This is a genomic window from Niabella pedocola, assembly GCF_021044425.1.
GTDB lineage: Bacteria > Bacteroidota > Bacteroidia > Chitinophagales > Chitinophagaceae > Niabella > Niabella pedocola.
Window position 1 is genome coordinate 484,798 of sequence record NZ_JAJNEC010000003.1, and the last position, 24,046, is coordinate 508,843.

20 protein-coding genes are annotated in these 24,046 nt (G+C 47.3%); 12 read left to right on the plus strand and 8 right to left on the minus strand.

All coding sequences use genetic code 11. The features are described from left to right. Position 1 precedes the first annotated feature (1 nt). The 5 genes from LQ567_RS03225 to LQ567_RS03245 all read left to right on the plus strand — a co-directional run bounded on the left by LQ567_RS03225 (position 2) and on the right by LQ567_RS03245 (position 3,046). Positions 2 to 1,261, plus strand: coding sequence for a cysteine desulfurase (locus LQ567_RS03225; RefSeq protein ID WP_317206827.1), 1,260 nt, complete (start codon positions 2 to 4; stop codon positions 1,259 to 1,261). A 133-nt stretch (positions 1,262 to 1,394) separates the two neighbouring features. Beyond that, positions 1,395 to 1,835: a SufE family protein gene (locus LQ567_RS03230; protein ID WP_231002662.1), complete on the plus strand. Its 441-nt coding sequence runs from the start codon at positions 1,395 to 1,397 to the stop codon at positions 1,833 to 1,835. 29 nt (positions 1,836 to 1,864) lie between these two features. Then, complete coding sequence (locus LQ567_RS03235) at positions 1,865 to 2,176, plus strand: SUF system Fe-S cluster assembly protein (protein ID WP_231002663.1); 312 nt, start codon at positions 1,865 to 1,867, stop codon at positions 2,174 to 2,176. A 46-nt stretch (positions 2,177 to 2,222) separates the two neighbouring features. Then, complete coding sequence (locus LQ567_RS03240) at positions 2,223 to 2,690, plus strand: RrF2 family transcriptional regulator (protein ID WP_231002664.1); 468 nt, start codon at positions 2,223 to 2,225, stop codon at positions 2,688 to 2,690. A gap of 155 nt (positions 2,691 to 2,845) precedes the next feature. Next, positions 2,846 to 3,046, plus strand: a complete 201-nt coding sequence (locus tag LQ567_RS03245) for a hypothetical protein (RefSeq protein WP_231002665.1) — start codon at positions 2,846 to 2,848, stop codon at positions 3,044 to 3,046. 263 nt (positions 3,047 to 3,309) lie between these two features. On the opposite strand, the gene LQ567_RS03250 is transcribed toward LQ567_RS03245, so the two are convergent. The 5 genes from LQ567_RS03250 to LQ567_RS03270 form a co-directional block, all read right to left on the minus strand. Continuing rightward, positions 3,310 to 4,623: a hypothetical protein gene (locus LQ567_RS03250; RefSeq protein WP_231002666.1), complete on the minus strand. Its 1,314-nt coding sequence runs from the start codon at positions 4,621 to 4,623 to the stop codon at positions 3,310 to 3,312. A 101-nt stretch (positions 4,624 to 4,724) separates the two neighbouring features. Next, positions 4,725 to 7,337: a DNA gyrase subunit A gene (gene gyrA, locus LQ567_RS03255; RefSeq protein ID WP_231002667.1), complete on the minus strand. Its 2,613-nt coding sequence runs from the start codon at positions 7,335 to 7,337 to the stop codon at positions 4,725 to 4,727. Between the two features lie 238 nt (positions 7,338 to 7,575). Beyond that, positions 7,576 to 8,829, minus strand: a complete 1,254-nt coding sequence (metK, locus tag LQ567_RS03260; RefSeq protein WP_231002668.1) for a methionine adenosyltransferase — start codon at positions 8,827 to 8,829, stop codon at positions 7,576 to 7,578. A gap of 89 nt (positions 8,830 to 8,918) precedes the next feature. Beyond that, complete coding sequence (locus LQ567_RS03265) at positions 8,919 to 10,451, minus strand: DUF4270 family protein (RefSeq protein WP_231002669.1); 1,533 nt, start codon at positions 10,449 to 10,451, stop codon at positions 8,919 to 8,921. Positions 10,452 to 10,486: 35 nt separating this feature from the next. Beyond that, complete coding sequence (locus tag LQ567_RS03270; RefSeq protein ID WP_231002670.1) at positions 10,487 to 11,299, minus strand: glycogen/starch synthase; 813 nt, start codon at positions 11,297 to 11,299, stop codon at positions 10,487 to 10,489. A gap of 73 nt (positions 11,300 to 11,372) precedes the next feature. Here LQ567_RS03270 and panC point away from each other — a divergent pair, with 73 nt between their 5' ends. The 3 genes from panC (at position 11,373) to LQ567_RS03285 (ending at position 14,117) form a co-directional block, all read left to right on the plus strand. Next, positions 11,373 to 12,236: a pantoate--beta-alanine ligase gene (gene panC, locus LQ567_RS03275; RefSeq protein ID WP_231002671.1), complete on the plus strand. Its 864-nt coding sequence runs from the start codon at positions 11,373 to 11,375 to the stop codon at positions 12,234 to 12,236. 234 nt (positions 12,237 to 12,470) lie between these two features. Further along, on the plus strand, positions 12,471 to 12,899 hold the full coding sequence (locus LQ567_RS03280; protein WP_231002672.1) for an OsmC family protein: 429 nt from the start codon (positions 12,471 to 12,473) through the stop codon (positions 12,897 to 12,899). 39 nt (positions 12,900 to 12,938) lie between these two features. Further along, positions 12,939 to 14,117, plus strand: a complete 1,179-nt coding sequence (locus tag LQ567_RS03285; RefSeq protein ID WP_231002673.1) for a trans-sulfuration enzyme family protein — start codon at positions 12,939 to 12,941, stop codon at positions 14,115 to 14,117. 123 nt (positions 14,118 to 14,240) lie between these two features. Here the strand turns inward: LQ567_RS03285 and holA are convergent, their stop codons facing one another. Further along, the gene (holA, locus tag LQ567_RS03290) at positions 14,241 to 15,236 is read right to left on the minus strand and encodes a DNA polymerase III subunit delta (protein ID WP_231002674.1); all 996 of its coding nucleotides are present in this window, start codon (positions 15,234 to 15,236) and stop codon (positions 14,241 to 14,243) included. A gap of 190 nt (positions 15,237 to 15,426) precedes the next feature. Here holA and LQ567_RS03295 point away from each other — a divergent pair, with 190 nt between their 5' ends. The 3 genes from LQ567_RS03295 (at position 15,427) to LQ567_RS03305 (ending at position 18,800) form a co-directional block, all read left to right on the plus strand. Beyond that, positions 15,427 to 16,428, plus strand: a complete 1,002-nt coding sequence (locus LQ567_RS03295) for a hypothetical protein (RefSeq protein WP_231002675.1) — start codon at positions 15,427 to 15,429, stop codon at positions 16,426 to 16,428. Positions 16,429 to 17,024: 596 nt separating this feature from the next. After that, a complete protein-coding gene (locus LQ567_RS03300) occupies positions 17,025 to 17,909 on the plus strand; it encodes a phytanoyl-CoA dioxygenase family protein (protein WP_231002676.1) in 885 nt (294 codons plus the stop codon). Positions 17,910 to 17,978: 69 nt separating this feature from the next. Next, on the plus strand, positions 17,979 to 18,800 hold the full coding sequence (locus LQ567_RS03305; RefSeq protein WP_231002677.1) for an SDR family NAD(P)-dependent oxidoreductase: 822 nt from the start codon (positions 17,979 to 17,981) through the stop codon (positions 18,798 to 18,800). Positions 18,801 to 18,928: 128 nt separating this feature from the next. Here the strand turns inward: LQ567_RS03305 and LQ567_RS03310 are convergent, their stop codons facing one another. Next, positions 18,929 to 20,221, minus strand: coding sequence for a fasciclin domain-containing protein (locus tag LQ567_RS03310; protein ID WP_231002678.1), 1,293 nt, complete (start codon positions 20,219 to 20,221; stop codon positions 18,929 to 18,931). 30 nt (positions 20,222 to 20,251) lie between these two features. Next, on the minus strand, positions 20,252 to 22,960 hold the full coding sequence (locus LQ567_RS03315; protein ID WP_231002679.1) for a TonB-dependent receptor: 2,709 nt from the start codon (positions 22,958 to 22,960) through the stop codon (positions 20,252 to 20,254). A 146-nt stretch (positions 22,961 to 23,106) separates the two neighbouring features. Here LQ567_RS03315 and LQ567_RS03320 point away from each other — a divergent pair, with 146 nt between their 5' ends. Next, a complete protein-coding gene (locus tag LQ567_RS03320) occupies positions 23,107 to 24,027 on the plus strand; it encodes a phosphoribosylaminoimidazolesuccinocarboxamide synthase (RefSeq protein WP_231002680.1) in 921 nt (306 codons plus the stop codon). The last annotated feature ends 19 nt before the right edge of the window (positions 24,028 to 24,046 follow it).

Sequence of the window (24,046 nt, forward strand, 5' to 3'; positions counted from 1 at the left end):
GATGAGTAATGAAACAATAGCGGAAACTGCAGCAGGAAACAAGGTGTTGGATATTGAAGCGATCCGGAATGATTTCCCGATTCTCAACCGGTTGGTAAAAGGACATCCGCTGGTATATCTTGATAACGCGGCCACTTCACAGAAACCGGCAGCTGTTATCGATGCGTTGGTATATTATTACACCCAGCTGAATGCGAATGTGCACCGTGGCATTCATACACTGGCCGAAGAGGCTACTGCCGCTTTTGAAGCCACCCGCGATGCCCTCCGGCAGTTCATCAACGCGGCGCACCGGGAAGAGATCATTTATACAAAAGGGACTACAGAAGGCATTAACCTGGTAGCCTATACCTGGGGCCGGAAAAACCTGCAGGAAGGCGACGAGGTGATCATATCCGGAATGGAACACCATTCCAATATCGTTCCCTGGCAAATTGTGTGCGAGGAAAAGAAAGCGGTGCTGAAAGTGATCCCCGTAAACGAAAAGGGCGAACTGATCCTCGAGGTATACGACCAGTTGCTTTCAGAACGGACAAAGCTGGTTTCGGTAGTGCATGTTTCCAATGCAATGGGCACCATCAACCCGGTAAAAACCATCATCGATAAAGCACACGCCAAAGGCGCCCTGGTGCTGATCGATGGTGCGCAATCGTCGATGCACCTGGATATTGATGTGCAGGAACTCGATTGCGATTTTTTTGCGTTATCTGCGCACAAAATGTTCGGTCCTACCGGTGCCGGTGCGTTATATGGCAAAAAACACATCCTGGAGGCAATGCCGGTATTTAACGGTGGCGGTGAAATGATTAAAGAAGTCACATTTGAAAAAACAACCTACAATGAACTGCCGTATAAATTTGAAGCGGGCACGCCGAATATTGCAGACTTTGTAGCATTTAAGCCGGCGATAGAATATATCAATACACTGGGCAAGGAAAATATCCGCAAACATGAAGACGAGCTACTCTCCTATGCCACCCGAAAAGTAACGGAACTGGAGGGCGTGCGTATCATTGGTGAAGCAGCGGAAAAAGCAAGCGTACTTTCCTTTGTGATCGACGGTGTGCATCCGCAGGATATTGGAATTCTGCTGGATAATAAAGGCATTGCGGTACGTACCGGTCATCATTGTGCCGAGCCCCTGATGAACCGCTTTTGTATACCTGGTACCATTCGCGCTTCTTTTGCGGTGTATAATACCCTGGAAGAGATTGATAAACTGGCAGACGGATTAAAGAAGGCTATCCGGTTATTGCGATAAAACGCTGCCGGCGATTCTATAAAAGAGGATATGGATGTAAAAGCAACAGGATTGCGCACTTCCGCCGGCACCAGTGATAAAATATATAGAGAAATAAGGACCTGGTGAAAGGAACTGATAAATAACACGAACAATGGCAGCGCACAAAAGCATTGAAGAAATAGAGGAAGAAATCGTAGATGAATTTTCGCTTTTTGATTCCTGGGACGATAAATATGAATACATCATCGACCTGGGGAAAAAACTGCAACCGCTGGACGACGCTTTTAAAAAAGATGAAAATAAGGTAAAAGGCTGCCAATCGACCGTGTGGCTGGTGGCCGATTACCAGGACGGCCATGTGATTTATAAAGCCGAAAGCGATGCGGTGATCGTAAAAGGATTGATCAGTATGCTCATTCGCGTACTCTCGAACCATACGCCGGACGAAATTCTGAACGCGGATATGGATTTTATCAATAAGATTGGTATGACCAGCCACCTGGCTCAAACCCGGTCCAACGGATTGCGTGCCATGGTAAAACAAATGAAGCATTACGCACTGGCATTTAAAAGTTTAAAGTTTGACGCCTGAAATTAAACTTAATCCTCAAACAGGAAAATATGGAACCCGATACAATTGAAGAAAAGGTCATAAAAGAACTGCAAACGGTTTTCGACCCCGAATTGCCGGTAAACATTTTTGAATTGGGACTGATCTATAAAATAGAAGTGCTCGATAATAATTATGTAAAAGTGCTCATGACGCTTACGGCCCCCTCCTGTCCTGCGGCACAATCGCTTCCCGTAGAAGTGGATCAAAAGATCCGCGCCATTGATGGGGTAAGCGATGTGGAGGTAACCATTACCTGGGATCCGCCATGGAATAAAAGCATGATGAGCGAAGCGGCTCAGCTGGAGTTGGGATTTTTATGAAACAGTATTTAAAACAGGAACAAAAAATCCGGGAGAAATCAAAATAATGAAAATTACCGCACAGGAAGAATATGGTTTAAGGATCCTGATCCGCCTGGCAGCATGCAAGGATGAGGAAGGATTGAGTATTCCCCAGCTCAGCGAGGCAGAAGGCCTGACCACGCATTATGTGGCAAAATTTGCCCGCACATTGCGCATGGCCAATTTTATACGCAGCACACCGGGCAATAAAGGTGGCTATATTCTTGCCCGGCCGGCAGGGGAAATTGTTATTAAAGACGTACTGGAGGCCCTGGGCGGCGTATTATTTGACACCAGCTTTTGTGGCGCCCATACAGGCAATATGCGGTTTTGCACCAATTCGGTAGATTGTTCCGCCCGCTCCTTATGGCAGATATTACAGCTAACGATCGATAAATTGCTGGTGCAGATCACCTTAGCCGATCTGATCGGCAAGGAGGAAGCTTCCGCCGTAAAATTTAACAGCCTGGTGCGCCAGAACCCGGTGCTCTAACCCTACTGAGAACTTTTTTATATTTTTTTTATAATAATTTATAAGTAAATAATAATCAATCGTTAGTTTGAAAATATTTTTTTATAAAAATTGGTTACCTTTTTTAAAAACCGGTATTAATATCAAATTATAATTTTAATATTAAAAAACAAACAATGAAAAAATTATTTGCAATTGCTCTGATCGCGGTTTCTTTCGCAGCTTGTAACAGTTCTGAAACTAAGCAAGAAGAAACTCCTGCTGTTGATTCTACTACAGTTGTAGTTCCTGCTCCTACTCCTGCTCCGGATACTGCAACAGTAGCTCCTGCTACAGATTCAGCTGCTAAAGCTGCTGCTGATTCTATTAAAAAATAATTAAGTAGTTATTGATATCCTTTAATAAGGCTATTGGATACCGTTCCGATTTTATCGGAACGGTTTTTTTTATGTCCCGACCTGCCGGTCCCGTTAGTAGTTACAATACACGGCCTATACACACACACGCAACAGGGATTCTGGAAAAACAGGCCCCGGTCAAAAAACGGCAGTCGCTTCCATTAAGCAGGTTGCTGGTTGGCCCCATAAAAAAGCGGGGATGCTTTCACATCCCCGCCTTAAAAGCGTTGGTACTTTTATTGTTATTTCAAACTCTTGTAAATCGTATCGTATTTTTTCTCCAGGGCACTGTACTTTGTTTTATTGGCTCCGGTTGCATCCTGACCGATAACGAAATAATACTGAGCCAGGTTTCCGGCAATAACCCGGTATTGGCGCTTCTGTACATTATCCGGTTGCGCTACCTTACCCAGCATGTCGGCAGCTTTTTCAAAATTCTCCGCGGCCTGTGCATATTCGGCTACATATGCTTTCTTGGCGTCTGCAAATTTTTGTTTGTCTGCAGCTGTTGCCTTTGCACCTTTGCTATCTACCACTTTTTCTGCATTCCGCATTTCCTCTTCCTGTGCGCTGGCCTTGGTCATAAAATGGTCGCCCATCAGTAAAATCGGCTGCAGTTCGTTGCCATTAACTGCGTTTGCTTTCTTTAATGCAGTCAGCATTTTTGTTTCCAGTTCTGCTGCATTTGCGGGTTTTGCATCGCCCTCTTTTGCCCGGTTTAATTTTTCAAAGATAGCCTCTCCCAATGCTAGGTTGGCTTTATAATCTTCAGGCGTAGCCGTTACGATCTTTTCCAGATTGGCTACTTTTTCCTCAAAACTATTACTGCCGCCTATGGCAAAGTCCAGCTTGTTGTAATTAAAGAACTCACTCTGAGGATATAGCTCTTTTCCCAGTTTACGGTACTTTTCAAAATTCGCATCGTCATTTTTACCGGCATAGTACCGTACCAGGCTCTGGTATACCTGCTCATAATTAGGACCGGTAATTTTAAGATCAGCCAGGCGGGTGTTGTATTTTACCGCATCTTCCATATGCTTATTGGTTTCGGCCAGTACACCGGCGTAGTAAACCGCATTGGTATCAATAGGGCCAGGAAGGTTGATCTTTTTTGCGATCAGCAGGTCCGACAGATCCACTACATTTTTAAACTTATTGTAGGCCGCCTCGTAGTTTTTTGTATTGATATCGGATACGCCGCTGTTGAAATAAGACGCATACAGCTGGTAGGGCGCATTTTTATACGTATCCAGGTCCTTCATGGTAGGATCCAGCTCCTTATATTTATTAAATGCTTCAAGACCTGCTTCCCTGTTCTTTTCTGCATCTCCTGCCTTAGCGCTATCCAGTGCATCAAAAGCAAGAATATAAGATTTGATAATGTACCCCTCTGGTTTTGAAAAAAACTTTTCGTTGGCAGACTCTTTATCATAGAGCTTGCGTGCTTCTGTTATATTGTTTGTTAACAAAGCACCTTTAATCGGATCGTATTTTTGTGCATATACCGCCGATCCTGCCAGCAGTATAGACGCAAAAAGCGTAATTTTCTTCTTCATATTCTTTTTAAGTTTTTAAGTTCTAAATTGTTCAAGGCTTTAACAACACGGCCGTCCGTCATAAACGGCAATTTTCGTTCCGAACTTATAACGCAAAACCGTTAATTTTCTGATGTTTCTGCTTCATTATTTTTTTCTTCACCAGAATCTTCACCGGAAGGTACATCATTTTCTCCGGTTGACGTTTCAGATGCGGTATCCGTTGCGTCTGTCGTTGTTTCACTTTCCTCGGCTATTTCCTGTTCATCTACCTGACTGATTGCGGCGATCTGGTCATCTTCTTCCAAACGGATCAGTTTTACGCCCTGCGTGGCACGGCCCAGTTCACTGATATCTTTTACACGCATCCGGATGGTGATGCCGCTTTTACAGGTAATGAGCAGGTCCTGCGTTTCATCCACATCCAGTAACCCTACCAGCGACCCGGTTTTCTCGGTTACACTGATCGTTTTAACCCCTTTTCCGCCCCGGTTTGTAAAGCGGTATTCATCGATCTTCGTCCGTTTGCCATATCCCTTCTCGCTTACCACCAATACGGATTTGGAAGTTTCGGCAGACAGGCAGATCATTCCGATCACTTCATCATTTTCATCATCCACCTCAATACCACCAACGCCGATGGCCCCCCGTCCGGTTGAACGTACTTTATCCTCCGAAAAACGGATGGCCCGGCCGCTTTTAACCGCCATCATAATTTCCGATTTACCGTCTGTTAAGCGTGCCTCCAGCAGACGGTCGCCCTCATTAATGGTAATGGCGTTTACACCGGTCTGGCGCGGACGGCTAAAGTCTTCCAGTGCCGTCTTTTTAATGATCCCGTTTTTGGTACACAACACAATATTATGACTGCTTACAAATGCCTCATTTTTCAGATCCTGAACATCGATGATGGCGCGGATCTTATCATCCTGTGGCAACTGCATAAGGTTCTGGATGGCTCTTCCTTTTCCGGTCTTTTCTCCTTCGGGGATCTCGTATACGTTCAGCCAGTAGCATCTGCCCTTTTCGGTAAAGAATAATAAGGTATGGTGGGTAGATGCCACGAACAGGTGCTCAATAAAGTCCTCGTCCCTCGTTTTTCCGCCCATTACACCTCTTCCGCCTCTGCGCTGCGCCCGGAATTCATCAACCGGTGTACGCTTGATATAACCCAGGTGAGAAATGGTGATCACCACATCTTCTTCCTTGATCAGGTCTTTGATAGAAACCTCATCATTCAGGTAGGTGATCTCGGTTTTACGGGCATCACCGAACTTTTCTTTTATCTCCAGTAACTCGGTTGTAATAATGTCGTACCGCATGCCCTCATTGGCCAGTACCTCCTTCAAATGCGCGATCAGTTTCATCAGTTCATCGAACTCTTCCTTGATCTTCTCGCGCTCCATTCCTGTAAGTCGCTGCAAACGCAGTTCGAGGATGGCCTTTGCCTGGATCTCATCCAATCCCCAGCCGGCATTGATCAGGTTATCTTTTGCCACTTCCGGCGTGGGCGAATTACGGATCAAACGGATCACTTCATCCAGGTGATCCAGGGCGATCAGGTACCCCTGTAAAATATGCGCCCGCTTCTCTGCTTCCTTCAATTCAAATTTTGTACGGCGCACCACCACTTCATGCCGGAACGCCACAAACTCGCTGATAAGGTCTTTCAGGTTCAGGATCTTCGGACGGCCCTGTGTAATGGCTACGTTATTGATACCATAAGAGGTTTGCAGATCCGTATTCTTATACAACTGGTTGATGACCACGTTGGCGATGGCATCCCGTTTTAAATCGATCACAATACGGGTGCCTTCCTTTTTATTCGATTCGTTGTTTACGTGGGCAATACCATCGATGATCTTGTTATTCACCAGGTCGCCGATACGGCTTGTAAGCGCATCACGGTTTACCTGGTACGGCACTTCCGAGATTACGATCTGCTCTCTTCCGCTGGCTTTGGTATCTACCCGCACCCTTCCTCTTAATACCACGCGTCCGCGGCCGGTATGCATACCAGCCCGGATGCCTTCAATGCCATAGATGATACCACCGGTTGGAAAATCGGGTGCCTTTACATGCAGCATCAATTCTTCAATGGAGATCTCCCGGTTGTTAATATAGGCCACACATCCATCAATTACTTCAGAAAGGTTATGTGGCATTACATTCGTAGCCATACCCACGGCGATACCACTGGATCCGTTTACCAGCAGCTGTGGGATACGGGTAGGCAGTACCACAGGTTCCTCCCTGGAATCGTCATAGTTCGGTTGAAAGTCTACCGTTTCTTTTTCAATATCCAGCAGCGTATGTTCTGCAATACTCTCCAGTTTTACCTCCGTATAACGCATGGCCGCCGGACCATCACCATCCTGGGTACCAAAGTTACCCTGGCCGTTTACCATGGTGTAACGCATACTCCAGTCCTGCGCCATACGCACCATCGCGTCATATACCGAACTATCACCGTGCGGGTGATATTTACCCAATACCTCACCTACTACCAACGCCGATTTCCGGTGCGGGCGGTTTGATCTCAGGTTCAATTCATTCATGGCGTAAAGGATGCGGCGGTGAACGGGTTTTAAACCGTCCCGCACATCGGGTAAGGCACGACCAACGATCACCGACATCGAATAATCGATATAGGCCGTTTTCATCTGCTCTTCAATATTTACGGGGATGATGCGATTGTTGTCCTGTGTTGCCTGCGGATCTAAATTTTCTTCCATCTAATATATTCTAAATCATTCTGAATGTTGCAAAATGCACTATATGCAAATTTAACTTTTCCGGGCCGTATTTGTGCTTCCCGGGCCTTGTTTTTTAGCGGGAATTATCCACTTTTTACGCCCTTTTACCCCCTCATCTAACGTTTAATGTTTTCCGGGAATACCCGTGGGTATAAGCGGAGCTTCCAAAATAAAAAAGCTGCCCCGAAGAGCAGCTTTTTATAAGGTTATGATGTGGTTATTTCAAACCGAATGCTTTCTTTACCTTGGGTACGTAATCCAGCTTTTCCCAGGTAAACAGTTCTACCTTCTTGGTTACTTTTTTGCCGTCAGGAGCTACAAATACCTTTTCCACCACACTGTTCTCCCGGCCCATATGACCATAAGCTGCCGTTTCACTATAAATCGGGTTGCGAAGCTTCAGGCGCTGCTCAATAAAGTAAGGGCGCATATCAAAAATCTGTGCTACCATCTGGCTGATCTGACCATCGGGCAGATCTACTTTAGCCGTACCATAGGTATTTACGTTGATGCTGGTGGGTTCTGCCACGCCAATGGCATAAGAAACCTGTACCAGTACTTCATCGCAAAGCCCGGCAGCTACCAGGTTTTTTGCAATATGACGGGTAGCATAGGCTGCAGAACGGTCTACCTTGCTGGGGTCCTTGCCGCTAAACGCACCACCGCCATGCGCACCTTTACCACCATAGGTATCTACGATGATCTTTCTTCCGGTAAGACCGGTATCACCATGTGGGCCACCGATCACAAAATTCCCGGTCGGGTTGATATGATACTTGATCTTATTATTGAACAGGTGCTTGTATTGCGGGTATTTTTTGATCACGCGGGGGATCAGGATCTCTTTCATATCCTTGCTGATCTTCTCCTGCATTTTTGCTTCTTTATCAAAATCATCGTGCTGGGTAGAGATCACAATGGCTTCGATACGAACGGGCTTATTGTTATCATCGTATTCCAGGGTTACCTGGCTCTTTGAATCCGGGCGCAGGTACTGGATCTTTTTGTTTTCACGACGGAGCGCCGCCAGCTCGATCAGTAAGGTATGTGCCAGGTCCAGCGCCAGTGGCATATAGTTGGCAGTTTCATTGGTGGCATATCCAAACATCATTCCCTGGTCGCCCGCACCCTGGTCTTCCTTTTTCTTCCGCTCTACGCCCTGGTTAATATCGGATGATTGTTCATGAATGGCCGACAATACACCGCAGGAACGGGCTTCAAACATATATTCACTCTTGGTATAACCGATCCGGCTTACCACGCTCCGGGCAATTTCCTGCACATCGAGGTATGCCCTGGACTTTACTTCTCCGGCTAAAACCACCTGTCCGGTAGTTACCAGTGTTTCACAAGCCACTTTCGACTGCGGGTCAAAGGCTAAAAAGTTATCAATAAGTGCATCCGAGATCTGGTCGGCTACTTTATCCGGGTGTCCTTCAGAAACACTTTCAGAAGTAAATAAATAAGGCATAAACGATGGGTTATTAAGAAATAATTAAAAATTTACGGGTGCAAATATAGCACCCGTTGTTATTTAAATAAAATAATATCAGTTCAGGATCACAGCTTTGAGTAAACGATCCGCAATTTCATTTTCTGGGTAGGATGCTGTCCGCCTCCGATCCGTACCCGGCCTACTGCAGGAATGGCGGAAGTAGCGGCTGCCGGCGGGATCACAAACTTAATTGCTTCCAGGTCTGCGCTGATGCCCGGATCTCCCAATGACAGGCGGCTATAGGCCGGTGCGTAAAGCCGCATGGTATAAAGCGGCACGGCGCCCGTAACCAGCTTCTGTACATAAGGCGTCAGATTAAAACGCCATTGCTTAACGCTGTTATTACTTAACGGATCTTTTTTGTAATAGTAGGTTTGCCCCTGTGTTCTTGCACTGAAGAACGGATCGTACCCGGATAAGCCCCCTGATGTGTTAATCTGGAATGCATACGGCATCAGCTTATACTTACTCTTGGTAGAATCATATACATCCAGGAACATATTACCAGGTGCGTTGAACACCGTATCGGAAACATCGTATATCGATTCCATCTGCAACTCTGCCAAATGAATAATATACTTGGGGAAGGTCTTCAACCCGGGGATCTTCAAATTGGCATAAGAGCCCGGTGTATTCTGAATATACAGGATGTTATCGGCGATATCGTCCGAAGTGGCCGAAATGATCTGGGTTCCGTTATAATCGCGGCCAATATAATTGGCTGCGGCAGACTGGTTGGCGAAATTCAATACCGCAACGGCCGTATCAATATCACCAGGAGTATCGGTTTTTTCAAACCGGTAGTAAACAGTGATACGGGTATTGGCCGTATCGGCCAGCGCAAATCCGAGCAATGCATTTCCTCCGCCAACAGATTGCAGGGCAAATCCGTTCACCTTGGTTTTGAAAACAGAATCAGAAGAATAGGCATCATTTGCGCCGGTTGTATCATAACCCAGCAACCGCTGTCCAAAACTATTATCCAGCCGTATTCTCAGCTGATTGGCGATTTTTACCGTATCCAGCACGCGGATGTCGGTAGTGGAATCCTTCAAACGGAATGGCACCACACTTGCGGATCCGAGGATGCCTGCGGTGGTTAACCAGCTGTTGTCTCTAACGGAATAGGCTACCGCCGTATCACGGGTATTATAAAGATGGAACTGTGTTGCCTGGTCAATTTCAGATACCTGTATGGTCTGGGTCATCGCCGTATCACCATAGGTTCCGGCATACCGCACGCTCAGCACGATGGAATCCAGGTACCGTTTTCCCAAAGCCCCTTTCAATGTATTTTTTCCGCTAAAGGGAAGCAACTGGAAATACATCCGGGCATCTGTTTTACCAAAAATGGGGTCGTTGCTGATTACGCCCAGAAACTGCCGGTCGCTCCAAAGCGTTTTAAAAGTGTCGTTTGCCGGTGTAAATAATTTATTAAATGTTTCCACATCCAGCGTCGTATCAAACGTATGGATATTGTCTACCTCCGGAATTAATCCCTGTCCCAGTTCAGTAGCCAGGTTAATCTTGCTGCAGGAAACAATAAATCCGGCAGCCAGGATGAAAAGACCGAGTGCAATAAAATGCCTTTTTTTCACAAAAAATATTGAATTTAATAAGCGTAAAAGATTCATCAGCTCGCAAGATCGTGATACAGTTGTAAATACTCTGTTAAATCAGAGTCTTCTTTAAACGGCAGGGTCTTTTTCCCCCGCACTTTTGAGAACTCTGTTACCAGTTTTTTATCTACATCTGCGGAGCCAAAGCTGATCGCATCGGAAAAGGTGGCGCCTCCGCGCATCAGGGCAACGTTTGTTCCCTCTTTATACACATCCAGGTCCTTTTCCTTTAAAGACGGATGGATCAGTGCTTTTTGTATAAAATCTTTTCCCAGTTTTTCTTTAAAGGTGCTTTCACCAATGGTGTATACGATCTTGCTATGGGCAAAAACCGGTTCCTTTTTATAAACGGTTTTCAGGTAAGCAGGGATTAGCCCGGTCATCCAGCCGCTGCAATGAATGATATCCGGCGACCAGCCAAATTTCTTTACCGTTTCCAGGGCTCCTTTACAATAAAAAACCGTTCTCAGGTCATTATCATCAAACCACTGGTCGTTCTCATCATGAAAAAGCGTTTTGCGCTTAAACAGTTCTTCGTTTTCCAGGAAATACACCTGCAGGCGCGCACTGGGCAAAGAAGCTACCTTTATCTGTAAAGGCATGTCATCATTGTCTACCGTAACATTAATCCCCGAAAGCCGAACCACTTCATGCAGCCGGTGCCGGCGCTCATTAATACTACCGAAACGGGGCATAATACACCGCACTTCAAATCCGTTATCGTTGGCTTTTATGGCAAGTTTGTTAACTGTTTCGGAGAATTCTGTCAATTCAAGATAGGGTGACATTTCATTGGCTATAAATAAAATTCTTTTCTTTGCTGACATGTTTTACAAACTTTAAAGGCTGCAAAGGTACATTATTATAGGCAAAATTGGTGCGAATATTCTATTTTGCAGGATGCGTTTATTCAAAAAGAAGCGTGATATTCAGGGTTTTATTACTGATTTACACGATAAAAAACAGGAAATTGGCTTTGTACCAACGATGGGTGCACTGCATGCCGGCCATATCAGCCTGGTACAGGCAGCCCGGCAGCAGTCCGATTTTACGGTATGCAGCATCTTTGTAAACCCCACCCAATTCAATGATCCCAGAGACCTTGAAAAATATCCGCGTACCATTGAAAAAGACCTGCAATTACTGGAGCAGCAGGGCTGTGACGCTGTTTTTTACCCGGATGTAGCGGAGGTTTATCCCTCCGGCACCACCCACCCGCCTCATTATGAGCTGGGCCAACTGGAATATATACTGGAAGGCAAATACCGGCCCGGGCATTTCCAGGGCGTGGCCGATGTGGTTAGCCGCCTTTTTTATACGGTTGATCCCGACCATGTTTTTTTTGGCCGGAAAGACCTGCAGCAATGCAAGGTGATTGAACAGCTAATTGCATTGAACCCCGATTTTAACCGCATCCGCATGCATACGGTACCCACCCTGCGCGAAGCGGATGGTTTAGCTATGAGTAGCCGGAACACCCGCCTTAGCCCTGGGGAGCTTCAAAAAGCGCCGGCCATTTATCAAACATTAAATTACCTGAAGGCGCAGCTGGCACCGGGAGATCTCACTCCTTTGCTGGACGAGGCCCGGCAGCGGCTGATCAGCGAAGGTTTCCGGCCGGATTACATATCCATTGCACAAACGGATACCCTGGAGGAATGCATGTATTGGGACGGGCAAACACCTGTAACGGCTCTTATTGCGGCCTTCCTGGGACCTGTACGCCTCATTGACAATATGGAGCTTTATCCGGGACGGGGTTAGGTTTCCAGGTTTGATGTTTCATGTTTCAGGTTGGGTTCTGGTCCGGTATCGGCGTGTAATACGCTGAAGGGCTATTTATAACTGAAAGCTGATAACTGACAGCTAAAGATCCAGCCTGGGTTCCGTTTTACCCCTGATGCAGGTCCCTCATTGTCACATTTTCGCATTTTAAAGTTTTCAAATTCTTAAGTTTCCACATTTTCAAATAATTTTGCGGCCTAAACAAACGAGCACATGGCAAAAGTTGTATTAAAAAGAGTGAGCGGTGATTATGGTTTTGATACCATTAATGAGAACGGAACGGTGATAAAGCTGGACAGCAACCCGGAAATGGGCGGCACCGAATACGGAGCCCGTCCCATGCAGGTTTTATTAAACGCGCTTGCCGGATGCGCCAGCATTGATGTGATCAGCATCCTGAAAAAGCAACGCCAGGAAATAAAAGACTATTCGGTAACCGTTACCGGTGAGCGGGAAGCAGGTGTGGAACCTTCATTATGGAAGGAGATCGACCTGGTGTTTGAAATAACAGGCAATGTAGACGAAGGCAAGGCCCAACGGGCGGTAGACATCTCCATGAACAAATACTGTTCTGTGGCCGTAACGCTTACCAAGGCCGGCGCAACGATCCGCACCCAAGTGATCGTTCATCCCGGCGCTTAATTTTTTCCATTCACTATTAACCATCCACGATTTCCCGTAATGAGCAACAGACAATTACATCCTTCTACACTGGCAGTTCGCGCACAGATGGAGCGCACCGCACAAATGGAACACTCCGTCCCTCTTTATCTTACCAGCAGTTTTGCATTTAATTCGGCGGAAGACATGCGGGCCGCTTTTGCAGATGAGATCGATGCCAATATTTACAGCCGGTATAGTAACCCTAATGTAGATGAGTTTGCCAACAAGATGGCGCTGCTCGAAAAAGCCGAGGCCGGTTTTGCAGTGGCAAGCGGTATGGCAGCTGTTTCCATGTCGTTCTTCGGACTCTTAAAAGCCGGGGATCACCTGCTTTGCAGCCGCTCAATGTTTGGTGGCACCAATACCGTGGTTACCAAATTCCTGCCGCGTTTTGGTATTGAATACACCCTTGTTCCGACAGACGATATTGCAGCCTGGGAAGCGGCCATCAAGCCGAATACCAAAATGATCTACCTGGAAACGCCCACCAACCCCCAGTTGGAGCTGATAGACCTGGAAGCCGTAGGTCAGCTGGCCCGCAAGCACGGAATTATCTATAATGTAGACAATTGTTTTGCAACGCCGGTATTGCAAACACCGGTTGATTTTGGGGCCGACCTGGTTATTCATTCTGCTACCAAATGGCTGGATGGGCAGGGCCGTGTTTTGGGCGGTGTGATAGTGGGTAAAAAGGAACTGATCCACGATATTTATCTTTTTTGCCGCAATATGGGGCCGGCACTCTCCCCTTTTAATTCCTGGGTACTTTCGAAAAGCCTGGAAACCCTGGATGTACGTATCCAGCGGCATTCGGAAAACGCCATGGCAGTGGCCAAACATTTTGAGCATCATCCCAAATTAACATGGGTAAAATATCCGTTCCTCCCCTCTCACCCGCAGTATGAGATTGCCAAAAAGCAAATGAAAGCCGGTGGCGGTATTGTTTGTTTTGAACTGAATGGCGGACTCGAAAGCGGGCGCCGGTTTATGGATGCACTGGAGCTGTTATCGCTAACACCCAACCTCGGCGACTCCCGGAGTATTGCCTCCCACCCGGCCAGTACCACACATTCTAAAGTGCCGCCGGCAGATCAGCTGGCAGTAGGCATTACACCCGGGCTGATCCGGATCTCTGTAGGCCTGGAGCATGTGGATGATATCATCTATGACATTGAGCAGGCGTTAGAGAAGGCGTAGGTTTGGGAGTCCAGATTTGAGATTCGAGAATTGAGATTTCAGAATTCAGAATTCAGATTTGAATTCCGGTGTATCGGCGCGTTGGCGCTGCATCGCCATGGGTTTCAAGTCTGTGCTTCCTTCCTACATCATTATCTTTACTACCATTTCTGTTAACAGGGATTCATCTTCGATCCTCGTGGCGTTGATACCAATGCTTCGCAAATTATACTGGTGCAACAGGAGCAGTATTTTTTCAACACCTTCATACCCGTACGTACGGGAAGCCTGGGAATAGCTCTTAAAAAAGAACCCATTCACCCCGATCTGTTTGGCAATGGCATCATCAGCACCTGAGGCTCCAAAGATCATAAACACCTTGCTGAAAAAGGAATAAAGAGATGGCAACACCAACTGGATGGGCGCCGCCTTGGGGTTATCGCCAAAATACCGGATCACCCGCATGGCCTTTGCCAGATCCCGGTTGGCCACCGCAGTCTGCAATTCAAAAATATTAAAGTCTTTGCTGATGCCTACGAAGTTCTCTACATCTTCTTCAGTAATGGCGGTGCGTGTTTTCAGGTTGATCAGGATCTTTTGAATCTCATTCTCAATACGGGCCAGGTCATTGCCAATATGGTCTACCAGCAGCATAGTAGCCTTGGGTGAAATGGTATACTGCAGTTGGGCTACATAGGCGTTTACCCATTCCGGCAGGGCGCTGTCATAAATCTTTTTAGTGCTCAGGAACTCGGAGCGTTCCTTTACCAGCTTTGCAAATTTTGTACGGGCGTCCAGCTTCTTTTCCTTATAGGCTACTATAAAAATGGTGGAGCTCAGCGGCTGGTTCAGGTACACCTCCAGTTTCTCTATTTCCCTTAGCTGCTGGGCCTCTTTAAGGATCACCACCTGTTTATCGGAAAACATCGGGTATTTCCGGCAGGCATTTACAATATCGGCCCAGGCAGCATCTCTTCCATAAAAAATGGCCAGGTTAAAGGAAGCCTCGCTTTCTGTAAGGATATGTGTTTCTGCATAATTAACCAACTGATCGATATAATAATCCTCCTCGCCCTCAAGCCAATAAACCGGTTTATAACTATTCTTCTTCCATTCACTGAGAATTTTTTCCACGCTCATAACCTGCAAGATAGCGTTTTTAACAATTTGTAAATATTATATAAATACGCATATGTTTATCGTAAAAAAGTGCTTTGGCATAATTTCTGTTTACAATCATAATTAGCATCCGATACATATCCACATTAAACTATATATTTCGGAACAATTAAATTCATACACGATAAAAAACGATTAAATTTTGAAGATTATGGCAAATACGAATTACCCTTCCGCTTCTTCACAAACTACAGGTTCTCCTTCCGGCAATTCTAATAGCAACAATACCGGCCGGAACGTTTTGATCGGTTTACTGGTAGCTGCCCTACTGGGAACCTGGGGTTATATCTTATGGAGCAAAAACGCACCTGGTGGTGCCGGTACCTCCCAGGGTACCAATACTGAAGTAGCCACTGTGATGTCCGAATCCGATTCACTACGGCAAATGTTTAACCTTGCCGAAATGCGGCTGGACTCTATTACCGGCGCTAACAACAGTTTGCAGGGAGAAAAAACCGCGCTTCAAAAAGAGATCGAAGATCGCAAGGGCGAGATCAACAAAATTCTGAACGATAAAAATGCTACGGCATCCGATCTGCAGCGGGCCCGCCACATGATCGGCGAGCTGAACGGACAGATCGGCCGGCTGGAAGCACAGGTAGCCCAGCTCAAAGGTGAGAACATGGAGCTGAACGCAAAAAATACGCATTTAACAGCTGAAAAAGATATCCTGAGTCAAAACCTGGATACCCGCACCAAGGAGAATGATGAACTGGCCAGCACGGTAGACGTAGGTAGCACATTATCCGCTTCCGGTATGTCTATTACCCCTTTAAAAGAAAAACGCAACGGCAAGGAAAAGGAAACCAGTTTTGCGCGCCGGGTAGATATGTTACGTATTGCCTTTAACGTAGAAAACCGGATCACTACCTCAGGCCCTGCAGATCTTTATGTAGTGGTTACCGATCCTAAAGGACAGGTAGTTCAAAATACACAACTGTCCTCCGGTTCCATGACCACCCGCCAGGATGGCGACCGCAACTTTACAGCGAAAGTGCCCGTAGAGTATGAGCAGGGAACCCGTAAGGGCGTATCCTTCCCTATCCGCAACCCTGATGGATTTACACACGGAGATTATAAAATTGAAGTGTATCATAATGGATTTAAGATCGGTGAAGGAATCCGTAGCCTGAGAAAAGGAATCTTTGGATAAACCTATTATAAACCGATCATGATCATGAAAAGCTGTTCAGTTTCTGAGCAGCTTTTTTTTGCCCCTACCCGCACTGACGATCATAACCCCGTACCCGTTAACAGGTGCCTGTACGTGATTAAAGCAGCATTGCTTTAGATCGAATGCGATCGTATCGCTTCCCGGATATTTACGGAACAATAAGACCATAACACTGAATGCCACTGTTCATCAAATACACCCTGAACCATCTTGCAAATAATATATCGAAAAGCAAAGACCTTTTCCCACTCCTTAAAGCTGATCAAACGTATCAATTCATAAACGAAAACTTCCCCCGCAGATCGGTCGCATCCCTCCTGTTTTAAAAACTGTAGTAAAAAAATTTGGCCGTATGAAAAATCTTTTTATTTTTGTAGTCTACAAAATAAGTAGACTAATAAAACAACAGTGCAAACACATTCTTCATACAAGGTTTTCTGCCGTCCGGGTCTTCTGCCGGCTACCTGCCGAATGTGTTGTTGTTAATGCCCTTTCTTCGGGGAGCTCATCTCCGGGCGCCGTTTCCGGCATGCTGTTTATTTCCACATTCAATCATTCCTAAAAAATACAGTTCCATGAATCATCATCTGCAAAGTTTTACCTTTAATGGCCATATTGAGCCGGTACACCAGGCCTATTTAAAAAAGCACGGGGTGCTGCATTTTAAACGGTTCGTTTCCCAAAGCACTGTTGCCGGTTTCCTGGCAGAGATCGGGCATATTGAGCAGTACCTCATTGCCCGGCACATCACCAAAGTAAACGGCATCCCGCTTAAATACGGAACGGGTGTCGATGGCCGGCCCATCATCCAGCGCATTGCTTTTGCATCCAAGTACAGCAATACCCTGCACCGTTTTTTAAACAGTGAGGCACTGGGTGCGCTTACGGCATTGCTGGCACCCTACCGGGGCCGCATTGGTGAAGACGAGAAGGACGGTCTTGTAGTAAATCATTATATCAATTCCGGGGACAGCAGCTTTACACGCCTGGGCTGGCATACGGATAGCCCGAGAGATCTGTTTCTCGGTTCGCGTATAAAGCCCATGCTGAATGTGGGATTGCATCTGGACGACTGCCCTTATGAAAATGGCGGGCTCCGCATACTGCCCGGTACGCATAACCAGGGGTTGTGGACGCTTTTCTTTAAGAAGAAATACTTTATCGATCATACACCGGATAAAAATGAAACCGGCTTTTCCATCGAGGCCGGCGACCTTACCATCCACGACGGAAGACTTTGGCACCGGGTACAACAATCGCCGTTCACGGGCGAAAAAAGCCGCAGGCGGGTGATGTATATTCCGGTTATTACCGGCAACTACCAACCCAAAGATGCCAACAGCACCACGCCCTTTTATCATCAGCTGGCCGGCATCAAACGGAGTCCGCTCCTGTTTAAAAGAAAACAAAAGCAGGAGCAGCAGGCAACGCTTCCTTTATTACCTGAACTCAATACCTGATAGCATGATCTGGGTCCTCCTTTACATTTTTATACGAAAACGAATTTTAAACCGACGCATCCAAAAACCATGTCATACGCATTAATTACCGGCGCGGCCAAAGGTATCGGTCGCGCCATTGCAGAAGATTTAGCAGCAAAAAACTACCAGCTGATCCTGGTAGATGTTGACAAAGAACAGCTGGCAAAAACGGCCGCCCACCTGCAAACGAAATATGAAGTCTCCGTTAAGTCCATCCCGCTCGATCTGTCGGATCCGCATGCGGCCACTTATATCTTCCGGCAAACCGTATTTTACCACTCCAAATTGCAGATCGTTATCAACAACGCCGGTTATGGGCTCAACGGAGCGTTTGAAACCCTTGGCCTGGAACAGCAGCTGAATATCATCGACGTAAATATAAAGGCCCAGCTGCGGATCGCCCACCTGTTCATACCGGTTTTAAGGCAAGTTCCCAACGCCTACCTCCTGAATGTAGGCAGTACCACCAGCTACCAATCCGTGCCCTACCTGTCTATTTATGCCGCTTCCAAAGCCTTTGTATTATCGTTTACCAGAAGCCTGCGACAGGAATTGAAAGGCTCTTCGGTTTCTGTAAGCTGTTTGAGTCCCGGAAGCACGGATACCGATTTTGTGAACCGCGCAGGTATGGCTGCCCACACAAAAAAGATCGCCGATCGCTTTAACATGACGCCGCAACAAGTAGCCCGCATCGCCGTAAGGGGAATGTTTAAAGGGAAGGCTGAAATCATCCCGGGGTTTACCAACCGGCTGAATGCGGTACTCCCAAAGTTTTTTCCAAAAATAATAACCGAGCGCATCGCCGCCGGTATTTACCGGCCCCGGCCGGAGCAGGAACCGCCGCCATCTACACTACTAACTCCATCATAAACAGCATCGTAAGGATGCACAAAAAAGCAGCACATCAACCCGTGCTGCTTTTCGTTTTCATATCCGTCTCCAGCCATTAAAATAGTTGCTGCAAAAACAGTGCCTCGTATTATGAACCGCCTCAAAACCTATTGCGGCAGCAATACCTGATCGATCCGTTGAATAACCCCGTTTACATGATTGAGGTCATTGGTGCTGCTGGGCGGTGCACTGAGGATGATATTGGATGCCGTGGCATTGCCCAGGCCTTTTGCCGTAGCGGATGTAAGACTGGCGCCGGAAAAGGTGGCCTTCAGGCTTACGCCCGGATGCGCCGGTACGGAGGCATTCACCAGCGTGGGTACATTTACGGCGTTATCCGCCGGAAAATTCACGGTAAAATCCCGGTATCCCAAAACAGTAGTTCCCGGCTTGGCCAGCAGGTGATAAGCCACCAGCCCCTGTAACAGCTGGGGAGTGATCACCGCCGCCAGATCCGGCCCGTAAACCGGTACGGAAGCCGGGTTTGAAATAAGCGTTACACCATAACCCGCTACCAATGCGGTGGCAGCCGTACCCGCCGCAGGGCCCGGCATGCCCTTATCCATCAGCGCCTTGGTAATTTGTCCAACAAGTAATTGTTCAAATGCCGTATTGGTCGGTATTAAAGCGGTAAAATTGGCATTAGCCGTACTCAGTGCGCTTTGGAACTGGCCGGTGGCACTCTCTCCCCCATCGGCCCGTATCACCGCGGCTTTAAAATACGTATAGCTTCCGCCGGCATTGGCGGCAATGGTTTGCCAAAGTACTTTATCCGGCGGCAGCAAGGCCACGGCCACTTTGTGCATCACACCATTTGAAGCCATGATATCCGGCGTTTTAACCGGAACATTGTTTACAAAAACGGCAGAGCCCTGTTTGCCCAGGAAAATGGGCATCCGGTAGCCGGGGGGCAAATTTGCTGAAGGCGCTGCCAGTATCAGCATACTCTGTAAATACATATTCAGCGCGGGGGCTGTACTGCTGATACGGCTGCTGGTAAGCTGTGTGCCACCAATAAGGTGGTATTTTAACATCGAATCCAGTTGACCGGCCCGGAAGAAATTTAATGAATTGGCATCTGCGGGTAACCCCAGCAGGCTAAAGGAGGTTAGAATTGCGGTATTGTCCGGGGCAAAAAAGGTAAACTCGCCGTTGGCATTGCTCAGCAGGTCTGTTAGTTTTCCGGTGGTGCTCGCAAACGTACTTGCTTTTTCAACGGCTGTTTTTAAAATAGAAAATTCCGGTGCATTCAGCTTTTGCAGCAGGGTTTCTGTAGCTGTTGGTGCTTCCGGTGTGAGCGGCACGGCCTCCGGCAGGTCTTTATTACAAGCCTGCAGGAGCAATCCTGCAGCAAACAGCACGCATCCGGTTCTCTTAAAAAATGTATGATTAAGGCGCATATGAAGTCATGTTTAATGTAAGCAATGGGGTTACTGTAAATTATAGGTAAACGCAAGATAATAGAGGCCCCCGATGCTGGGGTTGCCGATGGCATTGATGTAATACTGGTTCAGCAGGTTGTTGGCGCCCAGCTTCAACTGCGATTTGATGGCCGGTAGCCGGTACATAAGCGCCGCGTCCACAATATGGGTGGGGTTAATGCGACCGGAGGCAAAATCGCCTTCAAAATCGATCTTGTCCTGCCAGCGCCAGCTTACATTAAATCCAAACAGGTCTTTCGGACCAAAGCCGGAATTACTCAATCCCAGCAAGGCCCTGTACTTGGGCGAATTGAACGAGGCCCTGAAATTATCGGGCACGTCTTTGATCTCATCAGACGAAATATTTCCGTTCACCGCAAAATTGGATGGCAGCCGCCAATCGATGCTCATACCCCAGCCAAAGGTTTTTACCTTTACATCGGAGTTCACCACTACCGAAATGCCCCTGTATTTGGTAGGATCGCTTTGATCATAAAATTGCACCACATCCCTTCTCCCGATAAAATTTTCATACTGCCCGGTATATACATAGGCATCCAGCAGCACTTTATTTTGGATCAGTGCTTTATAGCCCAGTTCATAGCTGGCCACGCTTTCCGGTTTTATTTCTTTATACGTTACCGGTATCCTGTTGGCCGGGTTGGCGATGAATTCCGGTGCAGAATACCCGGGATTGTTGATCAGGTCATAGGACTCCCATATCACTCTATTTCCGCCAATCAGTGTACCGCTGCCCACTGTAAGATCGATCCACTGTTGCTGGGTACTGGGGAACCGGTAAGCCGTCTGGTACGACAAACGGATGTTATGATCCTTTGCCGGCTGGATCACTGCGGTGATCCGGGGTGTAAATTTCCCTTTGAAGTATTCGTTCTTATCATACCTGCCCGAAGCGGTTAATTTTAAGCGGTCTTTAATGATCTCCTTTCCTACCTGCATATAAGCGCCCAGCTCATTGATCTTAATGGGACCGTTCACTTCATGAAACAGGGTCTTTTCGCTGTTGAGCACAAACTGCCGCCAGTTGCCGCCTACCAGCACATCCACCACATGGTTCAGCAAGGATGAAAAGTTATACTGACCTTCGGCCACATACAGGTCTGATTTATCCAGGAACAAACCTCCGTTCTTATAAATAGGTTTTAGGCGTACCGAATCCCACATGCGCTGGAATTCAGCAGAACCGGCTTCCGGCCGGCCCACGTCTGCCACCGTGCGGGCCTGGTTATGGGCATCCAGATCGTTCATACCCGCCATTTTTGCATTCAGGTAAGCAAACCCATATTCCTGGTACCATTGGGTGCTGGGCTTCCACAGCTCGTTAAACTGACGGGCGGTGGCCGTAAGGTTATGCGATTCCCCGGCGTTTTCCTGGGTGGTATATGCGCGTGCAAACCAGTTGTCGGACCGCAGTTCAAACTTATATTGTGCAATCTTCAGATCCTTTAACGAATACCGGTCGCTACCGGTATAAATGGTATTACCCGTTCCAAACTGTCCCATCAGGATGGCTTCCACTCTTGGGGTGATCTTATAATGCAGCGCTCCCGCCAGTTTGTAGTTGATGGTATTAGGATCGGCCAGTTCATCCTCCGTATAACCCGTTCTGGAAACCGGGATATTGCCCGGCAGCTGGTTGATATAAGATTGCCAGAAGGGCACCTGGGAGCCAATGGCATTCAGCACCAGCGATCGTAAATTAATGGTGGTTTCATCGCCGTATACATTCACCCCGTCATAATTGGGATCGGTTTCACGGGTACCATCCTTAATGGCCCCGTTGGTACCCACGCGGCCGTAGTTGCGGTAATCCCGCGCCAGCCAGTCCTTTGCATGGATATATTCGGACGTGATCTTGTACGCAAATTTTTCGGATACCTTCTGCGCCCACCGCAGGGATAAATTGTAGTAGGGCGATGCGCTCCTCCATTTATTATCCAGGTTCATCACCCCGGTTTTTGCCTGAAAAGAAAGCCCCGTATAGTTGAAGGGGTTCTTACTGTTTACCAGCAAGGTACCGTTCATACCCCCGGAGCCGTACAGTGCAGAAGAAGCACCGGGCAGCAGTTCCATACTCTCCACATCCAGTTCGCTCAGGCCCACCACACTTCCTACGGAAAAGTTAAGCGCCGGTGCCTGGTTGTCGATGCCATCTACCTGCTGGTTAAAACGGGTATTACCACTCCCCCCAAATCCCCTGGTGGTGGGTGAGGTAAAGGTAAGCGATGCGTTAACCACATCCACCCCTTTCAGTTTGGAAATAATGTCGTAATAGCTGGCGGCCGGCGTGTTCTTGATCGCCGCAGCACTCACCCGTTCTATGGTAACGGGCGACTCGATCAGCCGCTCTGCTGTTCTACTGGCCGAAACCACCACTTCCTGGCCGAGGGCGGTTCCCAGTACCAGGGAAACGGTCACCGGGTCATAGGAGTTTACCGTAAGCTCCTGTGTGGCAAATCCAACGGAACTTACGATCAGTTTTACCGGCAGCGATGATACCCGGATGGAAAAGCTACCGGCCGTATTGGTGTAGGTGCCGGACACACTTCCCGCAACAATTACGGAGGCGGCATTGATTGCTTCCCCGGTTTCGCTGTTTTTGACGGATCCTGTAATCGTTCCTGTTTGGGTAAAGGCAAGGGTATAACAAAAACTAAACAGGCATACAAAGGTTGATAAGCGAATCGCGCGTCTCATAAATTTTAAGTGGTTTAGTGATTTTGAATGTTAAAATAACACTTGTTAGTCGTAATTAAAAATTTAATTTTCAACATAAAAGGATTCCCCGGAAATTTTTTACGACCGGAAGCCGTTCATATTCAAAGGCTGATTATTTTCGCAACATGTCAAACTTTAATTTTCCAGGCCAAACCGCCTTTTATAAGGGTAAAGTACGGGATGTGTATACCATTAACGACGACCGGTTGGTGATGATCGCCTCCGACCGTATTTCTGCTTTTGATGTGATCCTGCCCCGCCCCATTCCTTTTAAGGGACAGGTGCTGAACCAGATTGCGGCGTATATGCTCCATGCCACCCGCGATATTTGTGCAAACTGGCTGCAGCAGGTGCCAGCGCCCAATGCCTCCATCGGTATCAAATGCATTCCCTTTAAAATTGAAATGGTGGTGCGCGGACATTTAACCGGCCATGCCTGGAGAACCTATGAATCCGGGAAACGAGAATTATGCGGCGTGCCGCTGCCCGAAGGCATGCGTGAAAATGAAGCCTTTCCCAGTCCCATCATCACCCCCAGCACCAAGGCCGATGAAGGGCACGATGAAGACATCAGCAAGGAAGCCATTATTGCGCAGGGACTCGCTTCCGAAAGCGAATGGAAGGAACTGGAACGCCTGGCTCTGGCCCTTTTTAACCGCGGACAGGAACTGGCTGCCAAACAGGGATTGATCCTGGTAGATACGAAATATGAATTTGGCAAGAAGGACGATGCCATTATCCTGATGGATGAGATCCACACCCCCGACAGCTCCCGGTACTTTTATGCCGATGGTTTTGAGGAGCGCCTGGCTGCCGGCGAAAAACAAAAACAGCTCAGTAAGGAATTTGTGCGGGAATGGCTGATCGCCAATAATTTTATGGGCAAGGAAGGCCAAACGGTTCCGGAAATGAGCGATGAATGGATCCAAACCATTTCCAACCGCTATATTGAATTATATGAAAAAGTAATTGGCAGCGCATTTCAGCCGGAGCCCGTAAATGATGAGGAGCTCTACCGCCGCATTGTAGCAGCCCTGGAAGTATAAAAGGAAGCATCTGCTTTTA

Coding starts and splice junctions, on each gene's coding strand:
- LQ567_RS03240 (WP_231002664.1), top strand. CDS start 2,223: ATGAAAATTACCGCACAGGAAGAATATGGTTTAAGGATCCTGATCCGC.
- gyrA (WP_231002667.1), bottom strand. CDS start 7,337: ATGGAAGAAAATTTAGATCCGCAGGCAACACAGGACAACAATCGCATC.
- metK (WP_231002668.1), bottom strand. CDS start 8,829: ATGCCTTATTTATTTACTTCTGAAAGTGTTTCTGAAGGACACCCGGAT.
- LQ567_RS03295 (WP_231002675.1), top strand. CDS start 15,427: ATGGCAAATACGAATTACCCTTCCGCTTCTTCACAAACTACAGGTTCT.
- LQ567_RS03225 (WP_317206827.1), top strand. CDS start 2: ATGAGTAATGAAACAATAGCGGAAACTGCAGCAGGAAACAAGGTGTTG.
- LQ567_RS03280 (WP_231002672.1), top strand. CDS start 12,471: ATGGCAAAAGTTGTATTAAAAAGAGTGAGCGGTGATTATGGTTTTGAT.
- LQ567_RS03310 (WP_231002678.1), bottom strand. CDS start 20,221: ATGCGCCTTAATCATACATTTTTTAAGAGAACCGGATGCGTGCTGTTT.
- LQ567_RS03315 (WP_231002679.1), bottom strand. CDS start 22,960: ATGAGACGCGCGATTCGCTTATCAACCTTTGTATGCCTGTTTAGTTTT.
- LQ567_RS03270 (WP_231002670.1), bottom strand. CDS start 11,299: ATGTCAGCAAAGAAAAGAATTTTATTTATAGCCAATGAAATGTCACCC.
- LQ567_RS03320 (WP_231002680.1), top strand. CDS start 23,107: ATGTCAAACTTTAATTTTCCAGGCCAAACCGCCTTTTATAAGGGTAAA.
- LQ567_RS03245 (WP_231002665.1), top strand. CDS start 2,846: ATGAAAAAATTATTTGCAATTGCTCTGATCGCGGTTTCTTTCGCAGCT.
- LQ567_RS03230 (WP_231002662.1), top strand. CDS start 1,395: ATGGCAGCGCACAAAAGCATTGAAGAAATAGAGGAAGAAATCGTAGAT.
- LQ567_RS03300 (WP_231002676.1), top strand. CDS start 17,025: ATGAATCATCATCTGCAAAGTTTTACCTTTAATGGCCATATTGAGCCG.
- LQ567_RS03305 (WP_231002677.1), top strand. CDS start 17,979: ATGTCATACGCATTAATTACCGGCGCGGCCAAAGGTATCGGTCGCGCC.
- LQ567_RS03235 (WP_231002663.1), top strand. CDS start 1,865: ATGGAACCCGATACAATTGAAGAAAAGGTCATAAAAGAACTGCAAACG.
- LQ567_RS03285 (WP_231002673.1), top strand. CDS start 12,939: ATGAGCAACAGACAATTACATCCTTCTACACTGGCAGTTCGCGCACAG.
- panC (WP_231002671.1), top strand. CDS start 11,373: ATGCGTTTATTCAAAAAGAAGCGTGATATTCAGGGTTTTATTACTGAT.
- LQ567_RS03250 (WP_231002666.1), bottom strand. CDS start 4,623: ATGAAGAAGAAAATTACGCTTTTTGCGTCTATACTGCTGGCAGGATCG.
- holA (WP_231002674.1), bottom strand. CDS start 15,236: ATGAGCGTGGAAAAAATTCTCAGTGAATGGAAGAAGAATAGTTATAAA.